Below are 17,773 nucleotides of genomic sequence, written 5' to 3' on the forward strand. Positions count from 1 at the left end.
GAGTTCGCGCCATCGTGACACACGTCCACGAACTCCGGGGGAGGTAGGGGTTTGCTCCTCTACTTCCTCCGGAGGCTTTTGCTCAGCCTCGCGCAGCTGCTCGGTCTGGCTATCGTCGTCTTCCTCATCCTGCAGGCGGTTCCGGGTGACCCGGTCAAGATCATGCTCGGCGAACGCGCAGCACCCGAGTACGTCGAAGCGGTGCGCGAGAGTCTCGGCCTGAACGAACCCGTGCTGACACAGCTCGGGATGTACCTCGCCCGAATCTTGACCGGCGACCTCGGCGACTCGGTCACATTCGGACAGCCGATCCAGACCCTGATCGCCTCGCGCATAGAGCCCAGCGCGTACCTCATCACCTACGGCCTGCTCCTGGCCGTCGTGATCGGTTCCACGCTCGGACTTATCGCCGCCATCCGGTCGGGATCCGTGACGGATTTCTCGATGCGAATCCTGGCGACGGCGATCTTCGCCATGCCGGCTTTCTGGGTCGGACTCGTGCTCTCCCTGGTGCTCGGCATCCAGCTCGGCTGGTTTCCGGTCTCGGGATACGAATCGGGATTCCTCGGCGCGCTGCGCACCCTGACCCTGCCCGCCATGGCCATCGCTCTCTCCCTCATCGCGGTCGTGCTGCGTACGCTGCGTGCGAGCACGAAGCGCGTCCTCGACACCGAGTACGTCGAGGCCGCGCGGGCGCGCGGCTACTCCGAGGCTCGGGTGATCACCCGGCACGCGCTGCGCAACTCGGTCACCCCCACGATCTCGGTCGTCGCCGTTATCATCGGATTCCTGATCGGTGGAACCGCGGTGATCGAGCAGGTGTTCAGCATCCCCGGACTCGGCTCGCTGCTCGTCCAAGCCGTAGAGCGCCGTGACTACCCCGTCGTGCAGGTCCTCGCCCTCCTTGCCGGCGCGGTGGTCATCGTGGCAGGCCTGGTCGCGGACTTGATACAAGCCGCACTCGACCCGAGAATCAGGAGCGCGATCAGCAATGGCTGAGCCACTCGTGCGCGCCCGTCGCCGTACCTGGTCCGCGGAGACCACGGTCGGGGCATCCATCGTTGCCTTCGTTGTGATTGCGGCCGTCGTCGGGCCGCTCTTGTCGCCGTGGGATCCGAACGCTCCCGACGTTCTCGCCGCGCTCGAACCGCCGTCTCTCGAGCACTGGATGGGCACCGACTCCGCCGGCCGCGACGTTCTCACTCGATCGCTGGTCGGTGCACAGATCTCGCTGCTTGCAGGAGTCCTCATCACCGTCGCCACGGTGACGATCGGCACAATCGTCGGAGCGCTGGTCGCCTATGTAGGAGGCTGGTTTGACGCCTTCGTGTCCCGCGTCGTCGACACCGCGATCGCCATTCCCTTCATCGTCGTGGTGCTCGCCACCGTCGCGATCCTGGGCGTCGGCACGGTAAGCGTCGCGGTCGGCATGATCATCGTCGGCTGGGCCGTGTACGCGCGGATCGCGCGGGCGGAGGTGCTCTCGCTGCGAGAGCACGAGTTCATCATGGCCACACGTTCTCTCGGCTACTCTTCGCCGCGAATCATTTTCCGCCACGTGATCCCCAACGTGATCCGTCCGAGCCTCACCTTCGCCACGATGGACGTCGTCGCCGCGATGGTGGTGCTCGCAGCGATGTCCTACCTCGGCTTCGGCACACAGCCGCCCGTAGCCGATCTCGGCTCCATCATCGCCGGCGGCCAGCCCTATCTGCTGTCGGCGTGGTGGATCTCGACACTGCCTGCCGTGATCCTGATCGCCCTAGGCGTCGGGGTCGGCCTGATCGATGATGGCTTCTCCGGCCGACGGAAGGGACGGTGAGGCGCGTGGCCGACGACACCCGGGGTGCACCCCTGCTCGAGATAGCGGACCTCCGCATCGGCTTCGGCGATAAGCAGCGCGAAGCGGTCGCGGTGGTCCGCGGTGTGAGCCTGCGCCTGGAACGCGGCCGAATTCTCGGCTTGGTCGGCGAGTCCGGCTCAGGCAAGAGCCTCACCTGCCGTGCGATCATGCGGCTGCTGCCCGAGGCCGGCCATGTGCTCTCCGGGCGGATCTCCTTCGACGGTCGCAATGTTCTAGAACTGGACCGCCCCGACCTGCTCGCGTTCCGCTCCACCGAAGTGGGAATGATCTTCCAGGACCCGTTCTCGTCGCTCAACCCCACACGCCGGATTGGCTCGCAGATGGTCGAGGCGCTTCGGCTCGCGCTGCGCCTTCCCGACCGAGGGGCGACGAAACGGGCCATCGAGCTTCTCGCCGAGGTCGACATCCCGGACCCCGCCGCGAAGCTGAGGATGTACCCGCACGAACTCAGCGGAGGAATGCGACAGCGCGTGATGCTCGCCATCGCGATGGGTGCCAAACCCAGGCTGCTGATCGCGGACGAGCCTACGACGGCGTTGGACACCACCACGCAAGCGCAGATCCTGCAATTGCTGCGGAGGGTGAAGGACGACACCGAGTCTTCGATCCTGTTGGTGTCGCACGACTTCGGGGTGATCGCGGAGATGTGTGACGACGTTGCCGTGATGTACGACGGGTACGTCGTGGAATCAGGACCCGTCGAGGAGGTGTATCTGCGCCCCCAGCATCCGTACACGCGGGCACTGATCGCGGCGGTGCCGACGCTCACCGTCCCAGAGCGCGGGTACCGACGTCCCACAATCCCGGGACCGCCGCTGGGCACGACTCGCTATGACGGTGGCTGCCCCTTCACGCCGCGGTGTGCGTTTGCGCGGCCGGAGTGCCGCAACGTCTCAATGACACTGCTCCCGGTGGGTCCTGCCCACACGAGCGCCTGCCCATTCGAAGGGAGCCATCGATGACGGTGAACGCGCACGTCCTTTCGGTGCGAGGGCTGACGAAAACCTTCCGGCCGCGCGGCCTGCGCCTGCCTGGGCGGCCGCGACCGTACGGACTGAGGGCCGTCGACGACGTGTCGTTCGATCTCAGCGCCGGCGAGATCGTCGGGATCGCGGGCGAGTCGGGGAGTGGCAAGTCCACGACCGTCAAGTGTGTCGCCCGCCTCATCGACGCGGACGCTGGTGAGGTATGGCTGGACGGCCGTGACCTGATGTCGATGAAGGGCTCGCAACTGCGTGCCGCGCGCCGACTGTTGCAGGTGGTGTTCCAGGATCCGTACTCGTCGCTCAACCCTCGGATGCAGGTGGGTGACGCGATCCGCGAGGCGGGCACCACTCATGGCGTGCCCGACGCGCGCGCACCCGGGTTCGTCGCCGAGTTGCTCGACAAGGTGCGGCTGCCCGCCTCATACGCCAAGCGCATGCCGCGAGACCTCAGCGGTGGTCAGCGCCAGCGGGTCGCGATCGCCCGAGCGCTCGCACCACGCCCCAAGCTCGTCATCGCGGACGAAGCGGTCAGCGCCTTGGACGTGTCGGTGCAGACCGAGATCGTCAACCTTTTCCTAGACCTCCGCGACGAGACGGGGATTTCGGTCATCTTCGTCTCGCACCAGCTTCCTGTGCTCACCACCCTCGCTGACCGATTGATCGTGATGAAAAACGGACGCATGGTCGAGACCGGCGACACCCGGGCGGTGCTCGCCGATCCTCAGCATGAGTACACCCGGGCACTGCTCACCGCGTATCCCGATCCGCACGCATCGCTCGTGCGGCGAGGCTTCGCCCCTGCGCTGCCGGGCGAGGAAGGGGCCATCGATGATTGACGAGGACGGAGTGCTCCGGCTTGCGGTCTGGGGTGCCGGAATCATGGGTGAGCGCGTGGCGCGCGCCGCCTCGTCGCTTGATGGTGTGACGGTCGTGGCCGTCGTGGACCGCGAGGGGGAACGAGCTCGATCTGTGGGGGACCGGATTGGCGCGCGCGCCTTCACCGATCTTGCGCGCGCCTGCGAGAGCACGGGTGCCAGCGCGGTGTACATCGGGCTGCCCAATGCCGCGCACCGGGACGCTTGCGTGGAGGCCGCCGTGCAGCGACTTCACGTACTCGTCGACAAGCCCCTCACTGCGACGTCGGCGGAGGCTGACGATGTGGTTCGCGCCGCGCGCCACGCTGGGGGCTTCTGGATGACAGGGTTCAGCTATCGGTTCCGGGGCGAGTGGCAACGCGCCCGCGACGTCATCCGCTCCGGGGCCATCGGGGAGCCGTACTTCGTCTCCGACACCGTGGTCGAGGCGTTCCGGTCAGCACCGGCGTGGTACTGGAACCGCAGCGCAGGCGGTGGGGTGATACAGCTGCAGAGTCACCACGTGTTCGATCGATGGGAGTGGCTGTTCGACCGCGATGTCACCGGCCTCTGCGCCCAAAGTATTGCGCCGGACGGACACGACGCGGAGTTGTCGGCGGTAATCGCGGCGCGACTTGGACAAGCGCTCGTGGCATCGTCCGCCCTCTCGTTCGGCGTCGGCTACGACGCCCCGCCCCGGGTGGCGCTCACCGTCCAGGGCACCCACGGCGTGCTCGAGCTCGACGAGTCGCGGCGACTGATCGTCACGACCGATGCCGGGACCACCGAAGAGTCATTCCACGATGACTGGCTCGTCGCCGAACTTGCCGCCTTCGCCGCCGGCACGCGCGGAAATGACTCAGGCCTGCCTGGACTTGCAGCGGGGCGGCGGGCGGCGCTGCTCGCAGAGGCCGCCGTTGCATCAGCGGAGGGTGGCGGCTGGATCTCCACCGTGGCCGACAGGGGGTGGCGATGACCCCCGACACCTATTCGATCCGGGCGGAGCGTGCGGGGGTACTCGCGACACCGGGGTGGGCCATCATGCTCGGCGAGAACGACAGCACACTCCACGACTTGCACTTCTACGTGTGGATCGTCACCGATGGCACCACAATCGGCCTCATCGACACCGGTCTGCCGCCGGATCGCGCCGACTCTGATGCGCTCAGCGCGACCAATCGCGCCTTCGGGGACACGACCGGATTCCGTTCGATGCGCACGCTGGCGCAGATCCTCGAGGACGCGCGAATCGACCCTGCCGATATCGCATTCGTCGCCCTCACGCAGACCGTCACGTACCACACCGGTGGCCTTGACGCGGCGCTCCTGCCGAACGCCACCTTCTATCTGGCGCGCGCCGGAGTCGACGAGTTCCTGGGCGACCCCCCGGGCCATCCGGCACCCGAGTTCTACTTCACCGCGGCCTCATGGGACAGCCTGCGCATCTTGGCGATTGAGGGTCGGCTGCGCCTTGTCGCGGATGCCGAGCAGATCCGCCCGGGGATACGGTTCGAGGTGACCGGGGGCCACCACCCCGGTTCGGCCGGGGTGCTCGTGTCGACCCCCCAAGGGCTGGTGGGAATCCTTGAGACCGCGTTCTTCGCACGCAATCTCGAGACCGGCCGCCCGATCGGCATCGCCGAGAACGCCGCCGCCGCACGGCGGGCGATGGCGTCCTTCCTTGCGCGGTGCGACGACGTGGCCGCAATCCACGACCCTGGTAATGCTGAGCGGTTTCGGGCGGTGGTGCGATGAGCGCGGCTGATCAGGACGCTGCGCCCGTGGTGCTGCGAGGCGGCACGGTGCACGATCCGGCTACCGGACGCGCGCGCGTGACCGACGTTCGACTCGAGGGTGGGGTGATCGCGACGGGGGACGCACAGCCCGGCGACCGCGTGATCGATGTGACCGGGCGAATCGTGTCGCCCGGCCTCGTTGACCTGCACACCCACATCTTCGCCGGCCAGGATCTCGGCGTCGACGCCGACGGTGTCGCCTTCCCCTCCGGTACGACGACCATGATCGACACCGGCAGTGCCGGGGCGCACCTCATCGGAGCATTCCGCGCATCGACTTTGGAGCGTTCGACGGTCGGCATCCGCGCTTTCTTGAACATCGCGACGATTGGTGCGACGAGCATCCTCCTCGGCGGGGAGCTGCGCGCGCCGTGGTACGTCTCGGAGGAAGAGGCAGTCGCGGCGATCGACGCGCACCGCGACTTTGTGGTCGGCGTGAAGGTACGCGCGTCCGCGGACGTGGGCGGCGAGCACGCTCTCCCCGCACTCGCCGCCGCGCGGCGGGTCGCCGACCGCGTGGGCCTGCCGCTCATGGTCCACCTCGGTCCGCCACCGGTCGGCGTAGACGAGATCGCCGATTCGCTCCGTGAGGGTGACATCCTGACCCATGCCTTCACGGGGTGGCCCGGCAACGCTGTCGTCGACGACGACGGCCGGACGCGACCATCGGTAGCGCGGGCCCGCCAACGCGGGGTGCTTCTGGACATCGGGCACGGCGCATCCGGCTTCAGCCTGGAAGTCGCGCGCAGGATGCTCGCCGCCGGTCAGCCTCCCGACACCATCAGCACCGACCTCCACGCGTACTCGAGCAAGACTGTCGGAGACCTGCCGCAGGTGATGTCGAGGTTCCTCGCGCTCGGGATGCCGCTCGGCGACGTGCTACGTTGCACGACGGTCACCCCAGCACGCGCGGTCGGCCTCGCCGTAGGGGAGCTGACGCCAGGATCGCGAGCAGATGTCACCGTGCTCGAGCTCGTCGACGCCGACGTCGAGTACGCCGACGGCTTCGGCGCGACCATCCGGGCGTCACGCGAACTCCGGGCGGTACAGACCTTCCTCGGCGGACAGCAGGTCTACGAGCGGGGGTCGGCATGATCCACTCCGTGGTCGTGGGCGGCGGCATCATGGGCAGCGGGATCGCGATCGCGCTGGCCCGAGCCGGACACGCCGTGTCCGTCGTCGAACCCAACGAGTGCGCGCGTGCACGGCTGAACACGGGCTTCGCGGAGCATCGGTGGCCTTCGCCCGAGCTGGTGCCGTCGGTCGGCGCCGACCTCCAAGCGTCGGCCGCGGCCGATTTGGTCATCGAGGCGGCACCCGAACACGCAGAGCTGAAGCGGGCCCTGTGGCGGCGGATCGGAACCGTTGCCCCGGAGACCGCGATCCTCGCGACCAATACATCGTCGCTCGACGTCGACGACCTTGCCGCGTGCGTACCCAATCCCGCCCGCGTGCTCGCCACCCACTGGTTCAATCCCGCCTATGAGATTCCGTGCGTCGAGGTCGCTCCAGGGCACCTGACCTCCTCCGCGGTGGTGCAGCACGTGATGGAGATACTCGCCGCGGCCGGCAAACGTCCCGTCGTGGTGGGCAACACCGCCGGTTTCGTGGCGAATCGGATTCAGTTCGCGGCGATCCGGGAAGCAATGCTCTGTGTGCAGGAGGGGGCGTCTCCGGCAGACGTGGACGAGATTGTGCGGTCATCCTTCGCGCCGCGCCTGGCCGCGCTGGGGCCGCTTGCAAATGCGGATCTCGGCGGTCTCGACACGTATCTCGCAATCTTCGACGTGTTGCGACGTGCGCACGGCGCTCGCTTCGAGGCGCCTGCAATGCTCGTCGATCTTGTGGCAGAGGGGCGGGTCGGCACGAAGGCCAACGCGGGAGTTTTTGACTACACGCCGCAAAGCGCTCGCGCTCTCGCCATGCTCCGCGACGATCGGATATCCCGCGTCCTCGGCGCGATCCGCAATGAACAGGGAACATAGATGTTTCGGATATATGAAATACTATTCACGGTTATGAATGGGGAGGTGGGTCCGTGCGTGCGCTGAGGCTCGAGGAGATCGGCCGGCTGAGTCTGGTCGAATTGGACGAGGTGTCGCCGGCACCCGGAGAGGTCGTGGTCGAGACGATCGCTACCGGCATCTGCGGGTCCGACATCCATGGCTACACCGGCCACAATGGCCGACGGGTTCCCGGCCAGATCATGGGTCACGAGACCGTGGGGCGGATCGCCGCGGTGGGTGCCGACGTCTCGCGCGACCGCTACCGCGTCGGGGCTCTCGTCACGGTCAACCCCGTCGTCGTGCCACCCGAGCGCGTGCGGGCGTTCGAGGGCCGGGAGCAGCACGATCCCCGGCGACGGGTGATCGGTGTCGACCCGGCGTTCGTCTCCGCGTTCGCCGAGCGATACGCCGTTCCTGTGACGAACGTCGTTGTGCTGCCGGAACTGGCCAACCCCCTGCACGCGGCACTGATCGAACCTCTCGCCGTCGCCATCCACGCCGTCCACCGGGTGGGGGGCGTCGAGGGGCAGGCGGTCCTCGTCATCGGCGGCGGCCCGATCGGGCAGTCCTGTGTGCTCGCCGCCATCCGCGACGGCGCCGAGCGCGTCTTCGTGTCGGAGCCCAACGAGGCCCGCCGCTCGATCTGTTCGTCGCTTGGAGCCGAAGTCATCGATCCGAGCGGCGCCGACGTGCCGCAGTCCGTGAGCGAACTCACGGGCGGACTCGGCGCCGACGTCGCGATCGACGCGGTCGGGAACACCGCGACGATTTCGGACGCGCTGCGTTCGACCATGCTGGGCGGGCGGGTGTGCCTTGTCGGGATGGCCCAACCGAACGTGGCACTCGACGCCTATCGCATCAGCACTGACGAACGCGTGCTCGTGGGGAGCTTCACCTACCCGGCCAAGACCTTCGAGGAGGCGGCAGCCTGGGTGTCGGAGGGAACGGTCGACCTTAACGTGCTGGTCAGCGACGTCGTGGCACCTGAGTTCGCTGACGCCGCATTCGCACGACTGGCCCGAACTCTCGATGTCGCAGGCAAGGTGCTGATCCGCTTTGCTCCGGACGGCGCGGAGACGGGTTCGGACGCTGGAGCGGCAGCCCCTCTCCGCGCAGCTGCGGACGCATCATGAGCGCCGGGGCTCAGCGGGGAGGGGACGAAGGGGGGATCTTCGCGAGCATCGGTGTGCGTCGCGTCGTCAACGGCGTAGGGCCGGCAACCCGGCTAGGGGGCGTCGCATTGCACCCTTCCGTCGTCGCGGCGATGACAGACGCCACCCACTACCCGGTCCGGATGGACGAGTTGGAGCGGTCCGCAGGGCGCGAGCTGGCCAGGATGCTGGGAGTCGAGAGCGCGTATGTCACCTCCGGCGCGTCGGCCGCACTTACTCTTGCGACCGCGGCCATCATCGCGGGCGAGGACGCGGCCAAGATCGACGCGCTCCCCCGCGTTGAGGGCGTCCCGCGCGACATAGTCGTGCTTGCCGCGCACCGCGATCCCTATGACCGCGCGCTGGAGGCAGCCGGAGCCCGGCTGCGGGTGGTGGGCTACCCCGCCACGACGCACCTCGGCGAGGTGGACCGCGCCCTTGACGACGAGACAGCGGGCGTGCTCTACCGGCCCGGCCGCCCCGGCGATCATCCCCCACTGTCCGCCATCTGCGAACTCGCCGCGCGCCGCGGCATACCCGTCCTCATTGACGGCGCGCTCTACGCGCCCCCGCTCGAAAACCTGCACCGGTGGATGGATGCGGGCGCCGCGCTCGTGGCTCTGAGTGGCGGCAAGCACTTCCGTGGCCCGCAGGCCAGCGGCATCCTGTGCGGACACGCGGGACTTGTCGATCTGGTCGCGTTGCAGCACCAAGACATGGATGAGCGGGAGGCGACCTGGATCCGCGGAGCCCGCAGCACCACACCGCTCACCCCGCCCCGGCAAGGCATCGGGCGCGCAATGAAGGTCGGGCGTGAGCAGATCGCCGGACTCATCGCCGCCGTAACCCGATACGTCGAGGCGCCCGGGGCAGACGACGAACCCGGCATCCGCGAGCTCCAACAGCTGCGCGCACTGCTTCAACCGGGCACCATCCCAGTGATCTGGCACGAAACCTCTGTGCTGGGCGTGCCCGTACTCGAACTGGATCTGGCCGCTGCGGGACTCGACGCCGACTCGTTCGTGACCGCCCTCCGCGAGCGGGACCAACCCATTTTCCTCGAGGAATCAGAGGCATGGCGGGGGGTGCTCCAGGTCAACCCGATGGGGCTGACACACGGCGACGGACGGACGATCGCGGAAGCGGTCACCGCAGCCGCCCGGGCGCTGCGTGGCACAGAAGGAGAGCATCAGTGAAGCTCATGCGAACTGGCGAGCCCGGATACGAACGCGCGACAGTCAGCGCGGACGGCGTGATGTGGTTCGACGCCACCGCCGTCGTCGACGACATCGATCCCGGGTTCTTCGCCGGCGATGGGCTGCAACGGCTTCGCTCCGCGCTGGATGCGGGGACGTTGCGGCCCGTGGCGACCGACGGCGTCCGGATCGGTCCCGCGCTTGGATCGCCGACGTCGATCGTCTGCATCGGGATGAACTATGCCGCGCATGCCGCGGAGTCCGGGTCGTCCCCGCCCGACGAGCTCGTGATCTTCTTCAAGAAGACGAACACAGTGTGCGGCCCCCACGAGCCCATCGTTCCGACCGACGCACGCTCGACCATCGATTGGGAAGTCGAGTTGGGCGTGGTGATCGGAGCACCGCTGCACGGCCGTGTCAGCCCCGCGGAGGCGATGTCGGCGATCGCCGGCTATGTGCTCGCCGACGATCTCAGCGACCGGTGGCTGCAGATCGAACGCTCCGGCGGCCAGTGGTCGAAGGGAAAGAGTTTCCCGGGATCGTGCGCGCTCGGCCCGTGGATCGCTACGGCGGACGAGATCGCCGACCCGCAATCGCTGCGCATGCGTTCATGGGTCAATGGCCAGCCGCGACAGGATTCCACGACAGCCGACATGGTGTTCCCTGTCGCGCAGATCCTCACCGAGCTCGCTCGGGTGATGGCGCTCGAGCCGGGCGATCTCATCCTCACCGGCACTCCCGAGGGTGTCGCGCTCTCCGGCCGATTTCCCTACCTCTCGTCCGGCGACACCGTCCGGATGACTATCGACGGACTCGGCGAGATCGAGCACACCGTCGCTCCCTTCCCGACCGAGGAGGTCACGGCATGAACGACATCGTTGGACACACCGATCGGGCGCCGCGGCCTGCCGGACCCTATTCGCAGAGCCGTCGGAGGGGCTCTGTGGTCGCGTGCGCGGGCCAGGCGGGGATCCGCGCCGACGGTAGCGTCGCGGAGGGCTTCGTGCTCCAGTTCCGGCAAACTCTCGAGAACCTTCGAGAGACGCTGGCAGCGTCAGGCGCCGACCTGACGGACGTCATCCAGGTGCGTGTATTCCTTACCGATCCCGCCCAGTTCGCCGAGATGAATGAGGTCTACGCGGATTTCTTCACTGATCCGCTGCCTGTGCGTACGACGGTGACAGTCACGCTACCCGCCCCGCTGCTGGTCGAGGCAGACCTGCTTGCGGTCGTAGCGGACTGACGGCGTGAAGATGGGCGGTGCGACAATGTGCAGCGGTCAGTTCACGAACGCAGGGGAGGTCGGCGATGAGTGATCAGGGGCAGAACGTCAAGTCAGCCCAGCGCACCCTCGAACTCCTCGAGGTCGTGGCGCGGCATCCGAATGGCGTGACCTTCGTCGAGCTCGCAGAGCAGTTGCCGTATCCGAAGAGCAGCCTGCACGGGCTGCTGCACACGGTCGTGGCGATGAAGTGGCTGACGCTCGACCCCGACGATCGCCGGTACTCCATCGGTGTGCGTCCCTGGGAGGTCGGCCAGGCGTTCCGCCGCAGCCGTGACATCGTCATCCGGGCGCGACGCTACCTGCGCGAAGCGAACGAGGCGCTCGACGAGACCGTACAGCTCGGCATCTTGGACGACCTCGACGTGGTTTATCTCGACAAAGTGGAGGGCACAAAGCCATTGCGGCTCGTCTCCAACGTCGGTAGCCGGCTTCCCGCCTACGTGACCGGTATCGGGAAGGCGCTGCTCAGTGGACTGCCCGACCGCGTCCTGCGGGAGCGATTCGCGGGCCAGGAGTTGCCCGGTTACACCTCGCGGACGATCACCTCCGGCGACCGGCTCATCGAAGTGCTCGCGGAGGTGCGGCGTCAGGGCTACGCCACCGACGACGGCGAGTACTCGCACGGCGTGTACTGCGTCGCCCTTCCGATCATGAACCGGCAGCGCCAGGTTGCCGCGGCCCTGAGCTTCTCGGTGCCCAAAGCTCGGGTGGACAACGGTGAGGTGAGCAGCGATCGCATGATCGAGGTGCTTCGCGTCGCGTCTCACGCGATCTCGCGCGCCCTCGACACGGCATCGTCAGCCGGGGAAGCTCCACGTCTCGCGGAGGGGAGGGCGGAATGACCACGGGACGCGTAACCACGGTTCTCGGCGACGTCGAACCTGAGCAGCTCGGGTTCACCCTGACGCACGACCACATCCTCGTGGACGGTTGGGGCCTCCGCCAGCTCTACGAGGCGATTCTCGACGACGAGCAGATCGCCCTTGCCGAGCTCGTGCGCTTTCGCGAGGCCGGCGGCGGCACCGTGTGCGACCCCACCAACGTGGGGCTGGGGCGCGACCCCGAAGCACTCGCCCGGTTGAGCCGGGGATCCGGAGTCCACATCGTCATGGGCGCCGGCTGGTATCGCGAAGTGGTCTACCCGCCTGCGATTACGACGACTTCCACCTCCGAGCTCGCCGCGGTCCTCGTGAGAGAGATCACCGAGGGAGTGGGTGAGACCGGGATCCGGCCAGGGTTCATCGGCGAGATCGGCACCGAGCGCGGACACATCACGCCGCACCAGGAGCGCGTGTTCCGCGCGGCCGGCCGTGCACACGCCGAGACGGGCGTGCCGATCCTCACCCACACCACCCACTGGGGCGAACTAGCCCTCGAGCAGCTGGATTTGCTCGCGGAGGAGGGCGTGGACCCGGGGGCGGTCATCGTCTCGCACCTCGGCGACCGCAAAGGCGTCGAGCACATGCTGCCGATCGCCGAGCGTGGCGCGTGGATCAACATCGACAATCTTGCCTTCGTGCAGGGGTACGCACCGCTCTCCTTCCGGATCGACAACATCGTCGAGATGTGCCAGCGCGGCCTGGCGGAGCGGGTGATGCTCTCCAACGACATCTGCGAACTCGGTCAGCTCGCCGCGTACGGTGGCGTCGGGTATGACAACGTCCTGACCAACGTCATCCCATTGCTGCGAGAGCGGGGTTTGTCTGACTCGGACATTCATCAAATGACCGTGCTGAACCCTGCTCGCGCCTTCGTGTTCCGCTGAGCGCACCGTGCACGACCACCGCCTCGATTCGTGTCCACGGTGCGTACACGCGCGCGGGACTGCCGGTGAGTGACGAAGTGACTTCCGAGGAGCGACTGCAAGAGATTTTCGTTGCGCTTGGGAGCGTCAAGCGGCTCCTGATTCTTCGATTGTTGGCAGAAGCGGTTACAGGTCGGACCAGGTCGCTTGCCGCCGGCTTGACCATCAGTGAGGTCGCGACCGCTGTGGAGATCACTCGTTTCGCAGCCTCGCATCACCTGAAGATCCTCCGGGCGGCCGGGGTCGTGAAGGCTACCCGCGATCGGCAAAGTCTCCGCCACGAGCTGGAAATCAACACCTTCCTCAGTATTGACGAGTGGCTGCTTCCTCTTCTGCAGTCGGTCGAGACACAAGTGGAGCGCTGAGTGTCGGTCGAACGGACGACAGCTGCGTGCCGATCGAGGAAGGACCCATATAGGACGAACCGATTCGTATCGGTCCCGTCGGAGCGGGCGGAATCGCTTGCGCCCATGTCGCCGGACACCGACGCAACCTCGATACGGTGACGTTCGACGCGGTCGCGGATCCCGTCGCCGAGAGCTCATGGAGGCCGGCTACCCACCCGCTTTCACCTACTGCAGCATTTGGCGGGCGGTGCGCCGGCGCAGGTCGCCGCGATGCTGACCCGGCGTCGCCTGCAGTTCACGGACGCGAAGGACCCGGCCCAGGTGCTCGTCCGCTCAACAATGGCGTGGTCGGCCACGTGACGACGAGCTGGGCGTACGGCCCCTGTAATCTTCGCGGCCCACACCTCGCGGAGCCGCCGGCGTTCGAGGACCTGGACGCGGGGGCAGTCCTCGTCCGCTACGACTGCAAGATACCCGAGGGCGTGTTCGACGGCGCGGTTGCAGCAGCCCTCGTCGTCGGAGAGATCCGCGACCGGGCGTGGCTCGAAGTGGATGGAATGAGGGTCGCGCAGTTGTCCCGCGCGGATGGTGACCGCGCCGCAGTGCTTCCCCCGGTGCGCGCACTCACGGTCATCGTCGAGGACGAAGGCAGGATCAACTATGGCCCGTCGATCGGTGAGACCAAGGGCATCGCCGGCGGGGTCCTGATCTCGGGAGAGCCGCTGACGGGGTGGCAGGCGCAGCCTATCGATCTGCAGGGTCTCGCCGAGACGATCGCGCGCGCTCCGGTCGGCCCAGCCACGGGAAGGGCCGGGCTCCGCGGCTCCTTCACGCTTCAGGCCCCGACGGATCTGCACCTCGACACGGTCACACTTGGAACGGGCTTTGCTGTCCTGAACGGATACGTCCTCGGAAGGTACTCGAGGCGCAGGCCTCAGCCGACCCTCTTCGTGCCCGCACCGCTCACACGAGCAGGCGTGAACGAACTCATCCTGATCGAGATGAACCAGATCATCGAGCCCGTCGTGTCATTTCGTCGCCAGCGCCGATCTTGGCCCTGTCGAGGAGTAGGGGCTACGTAGGGTTGTCGGATCGGCGTCTGACACTCTGGGGGAGATCATGAAGATGCATTACATCGGTACGGTCCTTCTCGGCTGCGGCTTCGCGATGCTCGTCGGAGTGGTTCTGCTCTTGGACCCGGCCGCGCCGGACGCGAACATCGGGGCGGGAATCCTTGCGATGGTCGGGGTTCCGCTCGGCACGCTCGGCCTGCTGATGATCATCGCGCACGCCTCATTCCGGGTCTTCAAAAAGGTCCGGACCTAGATCGCGGCGCGCGCGGCGATGCCGCGTCAGCGCCCCTGCAGGATGCCCACAAGGGCGGCGCCGACATCGTGAGATTCGTCGCCCATCCGCGAGGCGTTGGCGCGTTCGAGGGCCGCAGAGACCCGCCGACGGTTCGCCAACGCGGAGTGAGACTCTGAAGCACAAGCCTCTAGGTTGAGTTCCTGCGACTATCGCAGTTCCCTTTCATCCACGTCTCGAACACGATCGTCGCTGCAGAGGCGGGCGCGATGACGCCTGCTCTCACCTGCTCCCACCCGAGGTACGTCAGGGTCAAGAATGACTCGGCTATCCAGCGGGCAGGGTGGTCGCCACGGAAAACGCCGCGACTCTGCCCCCGGCTGACGGCGTCGAGAAGCGGGGCGTCGAGCTCCGTCGTGACGGTCACGGGTGGGCCGTCCGCGGCGTCGTCGATGAGACCCGACCGCAGGAGCACCGCTACGTGTGCGCCAAGGGGGATCAGTTGCTCGGCAAGCCGGATGAACCGAGTAGTCGATGCATCCGCGGTTTCGTCCGTCTCGAAGGCCGAGGCGAGGTCTGCAGCGATGTAGGCATCGGAGAATCGGCCGGTCGCAGAGTCAGCGACCGCTTCCAGAACGTCCTCCCGGGTAGGGAATCGCCGGTGCAAGGTCGTCCTGCTCACGCCCACGGCAGAGGCGAGATCGCCGAGCGAGGACCGTGGACGCTCGACAAGAGCGGCAGCAAGTGCATCGATGAGTTCGTTTCTGTCCACGTTCCCACTCTACCCGGGGGCGAAACAATTGTGTACCGTATGGAACATGAATGTTTCAGCACCGCAGTCGAGCGCATCTCGGCAACTGCTGCCCGACGCGCTTCGCGGCTTCGCGCTGGCGGGCATCGTCGTGGTCAATGCTCCCTTTCTCGCGGTGTCGAACGACGGCCTCTACGGCGATCTGAGCTCCCCGCTCGATCAGATCGCCGCATTTCTCGTCGTGATGCTGGCGCAGGGGAAGTTCTATCTCCTGTTCGCCTTTCTCTTCGGCTACAGCGCGCACCTCATGATGCCCGCCGCGCGGGATCGATCGGAGGATTTCAGACGGCAACGGACTCGATTCCTGCGGCGTCTTCTCGGGCTTTTCGTTCTTGGCGCCATCCACGCCGTGTTCATCTTCATCGGCGACATCCTCATGGGCTACGCCGTCATCGGGCTGGCGCTGGTGCTGCTGATCTCCCGCTCCTCGCGAGCGATACTCATCGCCGCCATCTGCGTCTGCAGTGCCGGGTTGATCATTCTCAGCGCCCTGATGGCCTTCGCTTCGAGCTCGGCCCCAGCAACGGGAGGATTCGTCGGTGATGCGAGCGCCCTCGATGCCGCACTCCGCGGGGGATTCCTCGAGGGAGCCGCAGGTCGCCTGCAAGCCCTCCCCGACGCGCTCGCCTTTCAGGCGATCGTCAATCTCCCCCTCGCGCTGGGGATGTTCCTCCTCGGTCTCGTCGCCGCCCGCGCGGGCATTCTCGCCACGCCCGAGCGTTTTCCGCGCCTATGGCGCCGGCTCAAGATCGCCGCGGTCACGCTCGGCGTACCCGGAGGGATCGTCGCCGGATGGTTGGTTGTCTTCGGAGACGGCAGTGAGCTCACCGCGACCGCGAGCATCGCCATCGGCTTCGGGACGGCACCGGCGTTGGCCGCAGGGTACCTGGCCGTGGCGGCCTCAGCATCGTCGCGTGTGCTGTCTCTCGCGGCGCCGGCGGGACGGATGTCGCTCACCGGCTACCTCGGTGAGTCGGTCGTGTTCGCGGCCATCTTCTGTGGATGGGGTCTCGGGCTCTTCGGCGAGGTTCCTGTGTGGGCGGCAGTGCTCATAGGCCTCGCGGTGTGGGTGATGATCGATGTCTTGTCCCGATGGTGGCTGCACGTCTTCCGCTACGGCCCTCTGGAATGGCTCCTTCGAATGTGGTCCCGTGGTCAGCCTGTCGAGCTCATGCGGTCACCCGGCAGCGCAAGGCGAGGGAATGGTCGCTGAGAGTTCCGGGCCCCACCTGAACGTGGACGCGCTCGGCTGGACGTGCTGCGCGCGCGTCACGTGATCGCGTCGAAGAACACCGTGACGTCGCGAGCGAATCCTGCCGGGTCCTCCCAGGCCCCGAAGTGCCCGCCGCGCGGCATGGTCGTCCAGTGCGCGACAGTGAAGAAGCGCTCTGCGTACGACCGCGGCGGGTGAGCGATGTCTTTCGGGAAGATCGTGAACCCCGTGGGCACGGTGACCCGGCGAGCGGGGTCGCCGGGATGGAGGGCGGCGTCCCGGTAGTAGCGGATGGCGGACCCGGCCGTGCGTGTCACCCAGTACACCATGGCGTTGTCGATCAGCTCATCGGGCGAGAAGACGGTCCACACATCGCCGGCGCAGTCGCTCCACGCGTGGAACTTCTCGAGGAACCATGCGGCAAGTCCCACCGGGGAATCCTCGAGGGCGTAAGCGAGCGTCTGAGGTTTGGTGCGGTGGAGGGCGGCGTACGCGCCTTCGCTCACGCTCCACGCTGTCATCGCATCAAGGAAGGCCTGTTCGTCCGGGGTCGCCGTGGACGCGTCGAATGCATAGCGGTGCCAGTAGGGCACGTCCACGAGGTGAAGCCCCACGACGTGCTCCGGATGGCGCAGCGCGATTTCTTCAGCGATCGCGCTGCCGATGTCCCCGCCATGGACCCCGAACGACGGCAGGTCGATCCTCGCCATGAGAGCAGCGAGCAGGTCGGCTATCTGTCCGGGACCGTAGCCGGGATGCGGCGGGCGGTCGGAGAACCCATAGCCCGGGATGCTCGGGATGACGAGCTCGAACCGTTCAGCAAGAAGGGGAATGGACTTCTCGAAGCGCAGCGGACTATCGGGCCACCCATGGAGCAACAGGAGGGGAGTAGCCCCGCGCGTTCCTGCGCGGATGAAGTGGACGTTGAGACCGTCGATTCTCTCGTGACCGTGATCGTACGCGTTGATGCGCTCCTCCGTCGCGCGCCAGTCGTAGCCGTTTCGCCACCTGTCGACAAGTGCCTCGAGGGGGGAGACAGGAGTGCCCCACGACCAGTCGTCGACGACCGCATCCGGCCATCGGGTGCTGTCCAGCCTCCCACGCAGGTCGTGGAGAACGGACTCAGGTACGTGAAGCGGAGGTTTCATGGTGGAT

At 67.1% G+C, this 17,773-nt stretch carries 20 protein-coding genes; 18 read left to right on the forward strand and 2 right to left on the reverse strand.

What is annotated here, in order from left to right; translation table 11 throughout:
- The first annotated feature begins 51 nt into the window (after positions 1-51).
- The 17 genes from HDC37_RS07195 (at position 52) to HDC37_RS07275 (ending at position 14,615) form a co-directional block, all read left to right on the forward strand.
- Positions 52-999, forward strand: a complete 948-nt coding sequence (locus HDC37_RS07195; protein ID WP_179559738.1) for an ABC transporter permease — start codon at positions 52-54, stop codon at positions 997-999.
- Positions 992-1,822, forward strand: a complete 831-nt coding sequence (locus HDC37_RS07200; RefSeq protein WP_179559739.1) for an ABC transporter permease — start codon at positions 992-994, stop codon at positions 1,820-1,822. Before HDC37_RS07195 ends, HDC37_RS07200 begins: the two co-directional genes overlap by 8 nt.
- A gap of 5 nt (positions 1,823-1,827) precedes the next feature.
- Positions 1,828-2,826 carry an ABC transporter ATP-binding protein gene (locus HDC37_RS07205; RefSeq protein ID WP_179559740.1) on the forward strand — a complete coding sequence of 333 codons (999 nt, stop codon included), beginning with the start codon at positions 1,828-1,830 and terminating at the stop codon, positions 2,824-2,826.
- Positions 2,823-3,686, forward strand: a complete 864-nt coding sequence (locus HDC37_RS07210; RefSeq protein ID WP_179559741.1) for an ATP-binding cassette domain-containing protein — start codon at positions 2,823-2,825, stop codon at positions 3,684-3,686. The genes HDC37_RS07205 and HDC37_RS07210 overlap by 4 nt, the downstream gene beginning before the upstream one ends.
- Positions 3,679-4,680 carry a Gfo/Idh/MocA family protein gene (locus HDC37_RS07215; RefSeq protein WP_179559742.1) on the forward strand — a complete coding sequence of 334 codons (1,002 nt, stop codon included), beginning with the start codon at positions 3,679-3,681 and terminating at the stop codon, positions 4,678-4,680. Before HDC37_RS07210 ends, HDC37_RS07215 begins: the two co-directional genes overlap by 8 nt.
- Positions 4,677-5,459 carry a hypothetical protein gene (locus tag HDC37_RS07220; RefSeq protein WP_179559743.1) on the forward strand — a complete coding sequence of 261 codons (783 nt, stop codon included), beginning with the start codon at positions 4,677-4,679 and terminating at the stop codon, positions 5,457-5,459. The genes HDC37_RS07215 and HDC37_RS07220 overlap by 4 nt, the downstream gene beginning before the upstream one ends.
- A 77-nt stretch (positions 5,460-5,536) precedes the next feature.
- Positions 5,537-6,595, forward strand: a complete 1,059-nt coding sequence (locus HDC37_RS17510) for an amidohydrolase family protein (RefSeq protein WP_218869479.1) — start codon at positions 5,537-5,539, stop codon at positions 6,593-6,595.
- A complete protein-coding gene (locus HDC37_RS07230) occupies positions 6,592-7,485 on the forward strand; it encodes a 3-hydroxyacyl-CoA dehydrogenase family protein (RefSeq protein ID WP_179559745.1) in 894 nt (297 codons plus the stop codon). Before HDC37_RS17510 ends, HDC37_RS07230 begins: the two co-directional genes overlap by 4 nt.
- Before the next feature lie 53 nt (positions 7,486-7,538).
- The gene (locus HDC37_RS07235; RefSeq protein WP_179559746.1) at positions 7,539-8,639 is read left to right on the forward strand and encodes a zinc-binding dehydrogenase; all 1,101 of its coding nucleotides are present in this window, start codon (positions 7,539-7,541) and stop codon (positions 8,637-8,639) included.
- Positions 8,640-8,800: 161 nt separating this feature from the next.
- Positions 8,801-9,853, forward strand: coding sequence for a hypothetical protein (locus HDC37_RS07240; protein WP_179559747.1), 1,053 nt, complete (start codon positions 8,801-8,803; stop codon positions 9,851-9,853).
- Between the two features lie 5 nt (positions 9,854-9,858).
- Positions 9,859-10,722: a fumarylacetoacetate hydrolase family protein gene (locus tag HDC37_RS07245; protein WP_218869513.1), complete on the forward strand. Its 864-nt coding sequence runs from the start codon at positions 9,859-9,861 to the stop codon at positions 10,720-10,722.
- A complete protein-coding gene (locus HDC37_RS07250; RefSeq protein ID WP_179559749.1) occupies positions 10,719-11,096 on the forward strand; it encodes a RidA family protein in 378 nt (125 codons plus the stop codon). Before HDC37_RS07245 ends, HDC37_RS07250 begins: the two co-directional genes overlap by 4 nt.
- 65 nt (positions 11,097-11,161) lie before the next feature.
- Positions 11,162-11,980, forward strand: a complete 819-nt coding sequence (locus tag HDC37_RS07255; protein WP_179559750.1) for an IclR family transcriptional regulator — start codon at positions 11,162-11,164, stop codon at positions 11,978-11,980.
- A complete protein-coding gene (locus tag HDC37_RS07260) occupies positions 11,977-12,903 on the forward strand; it encodes a phosphotriesterase (protein WP_179559751.1) in 927 nt (308 codons plus the stop codon). The genes HDC37_RS07255 and HDC37_RS07260 overlap by 4 nt, the downstream gene beginning before the upstream one ends.
- 65 nt (positions 12,904-12,968) lie before the next feature.
- Entirely contained in the window at positions 12,969-13,307 is a 339-nt protein-coding gene (locus tag HDC37_RS07265) for a helix-turn-helix transcriptional regulator (protein ID WP_179559752.1), read from the forward strand.
- Positions 13,308-13,444: 137 nt separating this feature from the next.
- Complete coding sequence (locus tag HDC37_RS07270; protein WP_218869481.1) at positions 13,445-14,371, forward strand: hypothetical protein; 927 nt, start codon at positions 13,445-13,447, stop codon at positions 14,369-14,371.
- A gap of 37 nt (positions 14,372-14,408) precedes the next feature.
- A complete protein-coding gene (locus HDC37_RS07275) occupies positions 14,409-14,615 on the forward strand; it encodes a hypothetical protein (RefSeq protein WP_218869483.1) in 207 nt (68 codons plus the stop codon).
- A gap of 169 nt (positions 14,616-14,784) precedes the next feature.
- Here the strand turns inward: HDC37_RS07275 and HDC37_RS07280 are convergent, their stop codons facing one another.
- The gene (locus tag HDC37_RS07280; RefSeq protein ID WP_179559755.1) at positions 14,785-15,366 is read right to left on the reverse strand and encodes a TetR/AcrR family transcriptional regulator; all 582 of its coding nucleotides are present in this window, start codon (positions 15,364-15,366) and stop codon (positions 14,785-14,787) included.
- Positions 15,367-15,412: 46 nt separating this feature from the next.
- Here HDC37_RS07280 and HDC37_RS07285 point away from each other — a divergent pair, with 46 nt between their 5' ends.
- Positions 15,413-16,618 carry a DUF418 domain-containing protein gene (locus tag HDC37_RS07285; RefSeq protein WP_179559756.1) on the forward strand — a complete coding sequence of 402 codons (1,206 nt, stop codon included), beginning with the start codon at positions 15,413-15,415 and terminating at the stop codon, positions 16,616-16,618.
- A gap of 56 nt (positions 16,619-16,674) precedes the next feature.
- Here HDC37_RS07285 and HDC37_RS07290 read toward each other — a convergent pair whose 3' ends face one another.
- Complete coding sequence (locus HDC37_RS07290; RefSeq protein WP_179559757.1) at positions 16,675-17,766, reverse strand: epoxide hydrolase family protein; 1,092 nt, start codon at positions 17,764-17,766, stop codon at positions 16,675-16,677.
- Positions 17,767-17,773: the final 7 nt, after the last annotated feature.

It is taken from the genome of Microbacterium sp. AK009, assembly GCF_013410955.1.
Classification (GTDB): domain Bacteria; phylum Actinomycetota; class Actinomycetes; order Actinomycetales; family Microbacteriaceae; genus Microbacterium.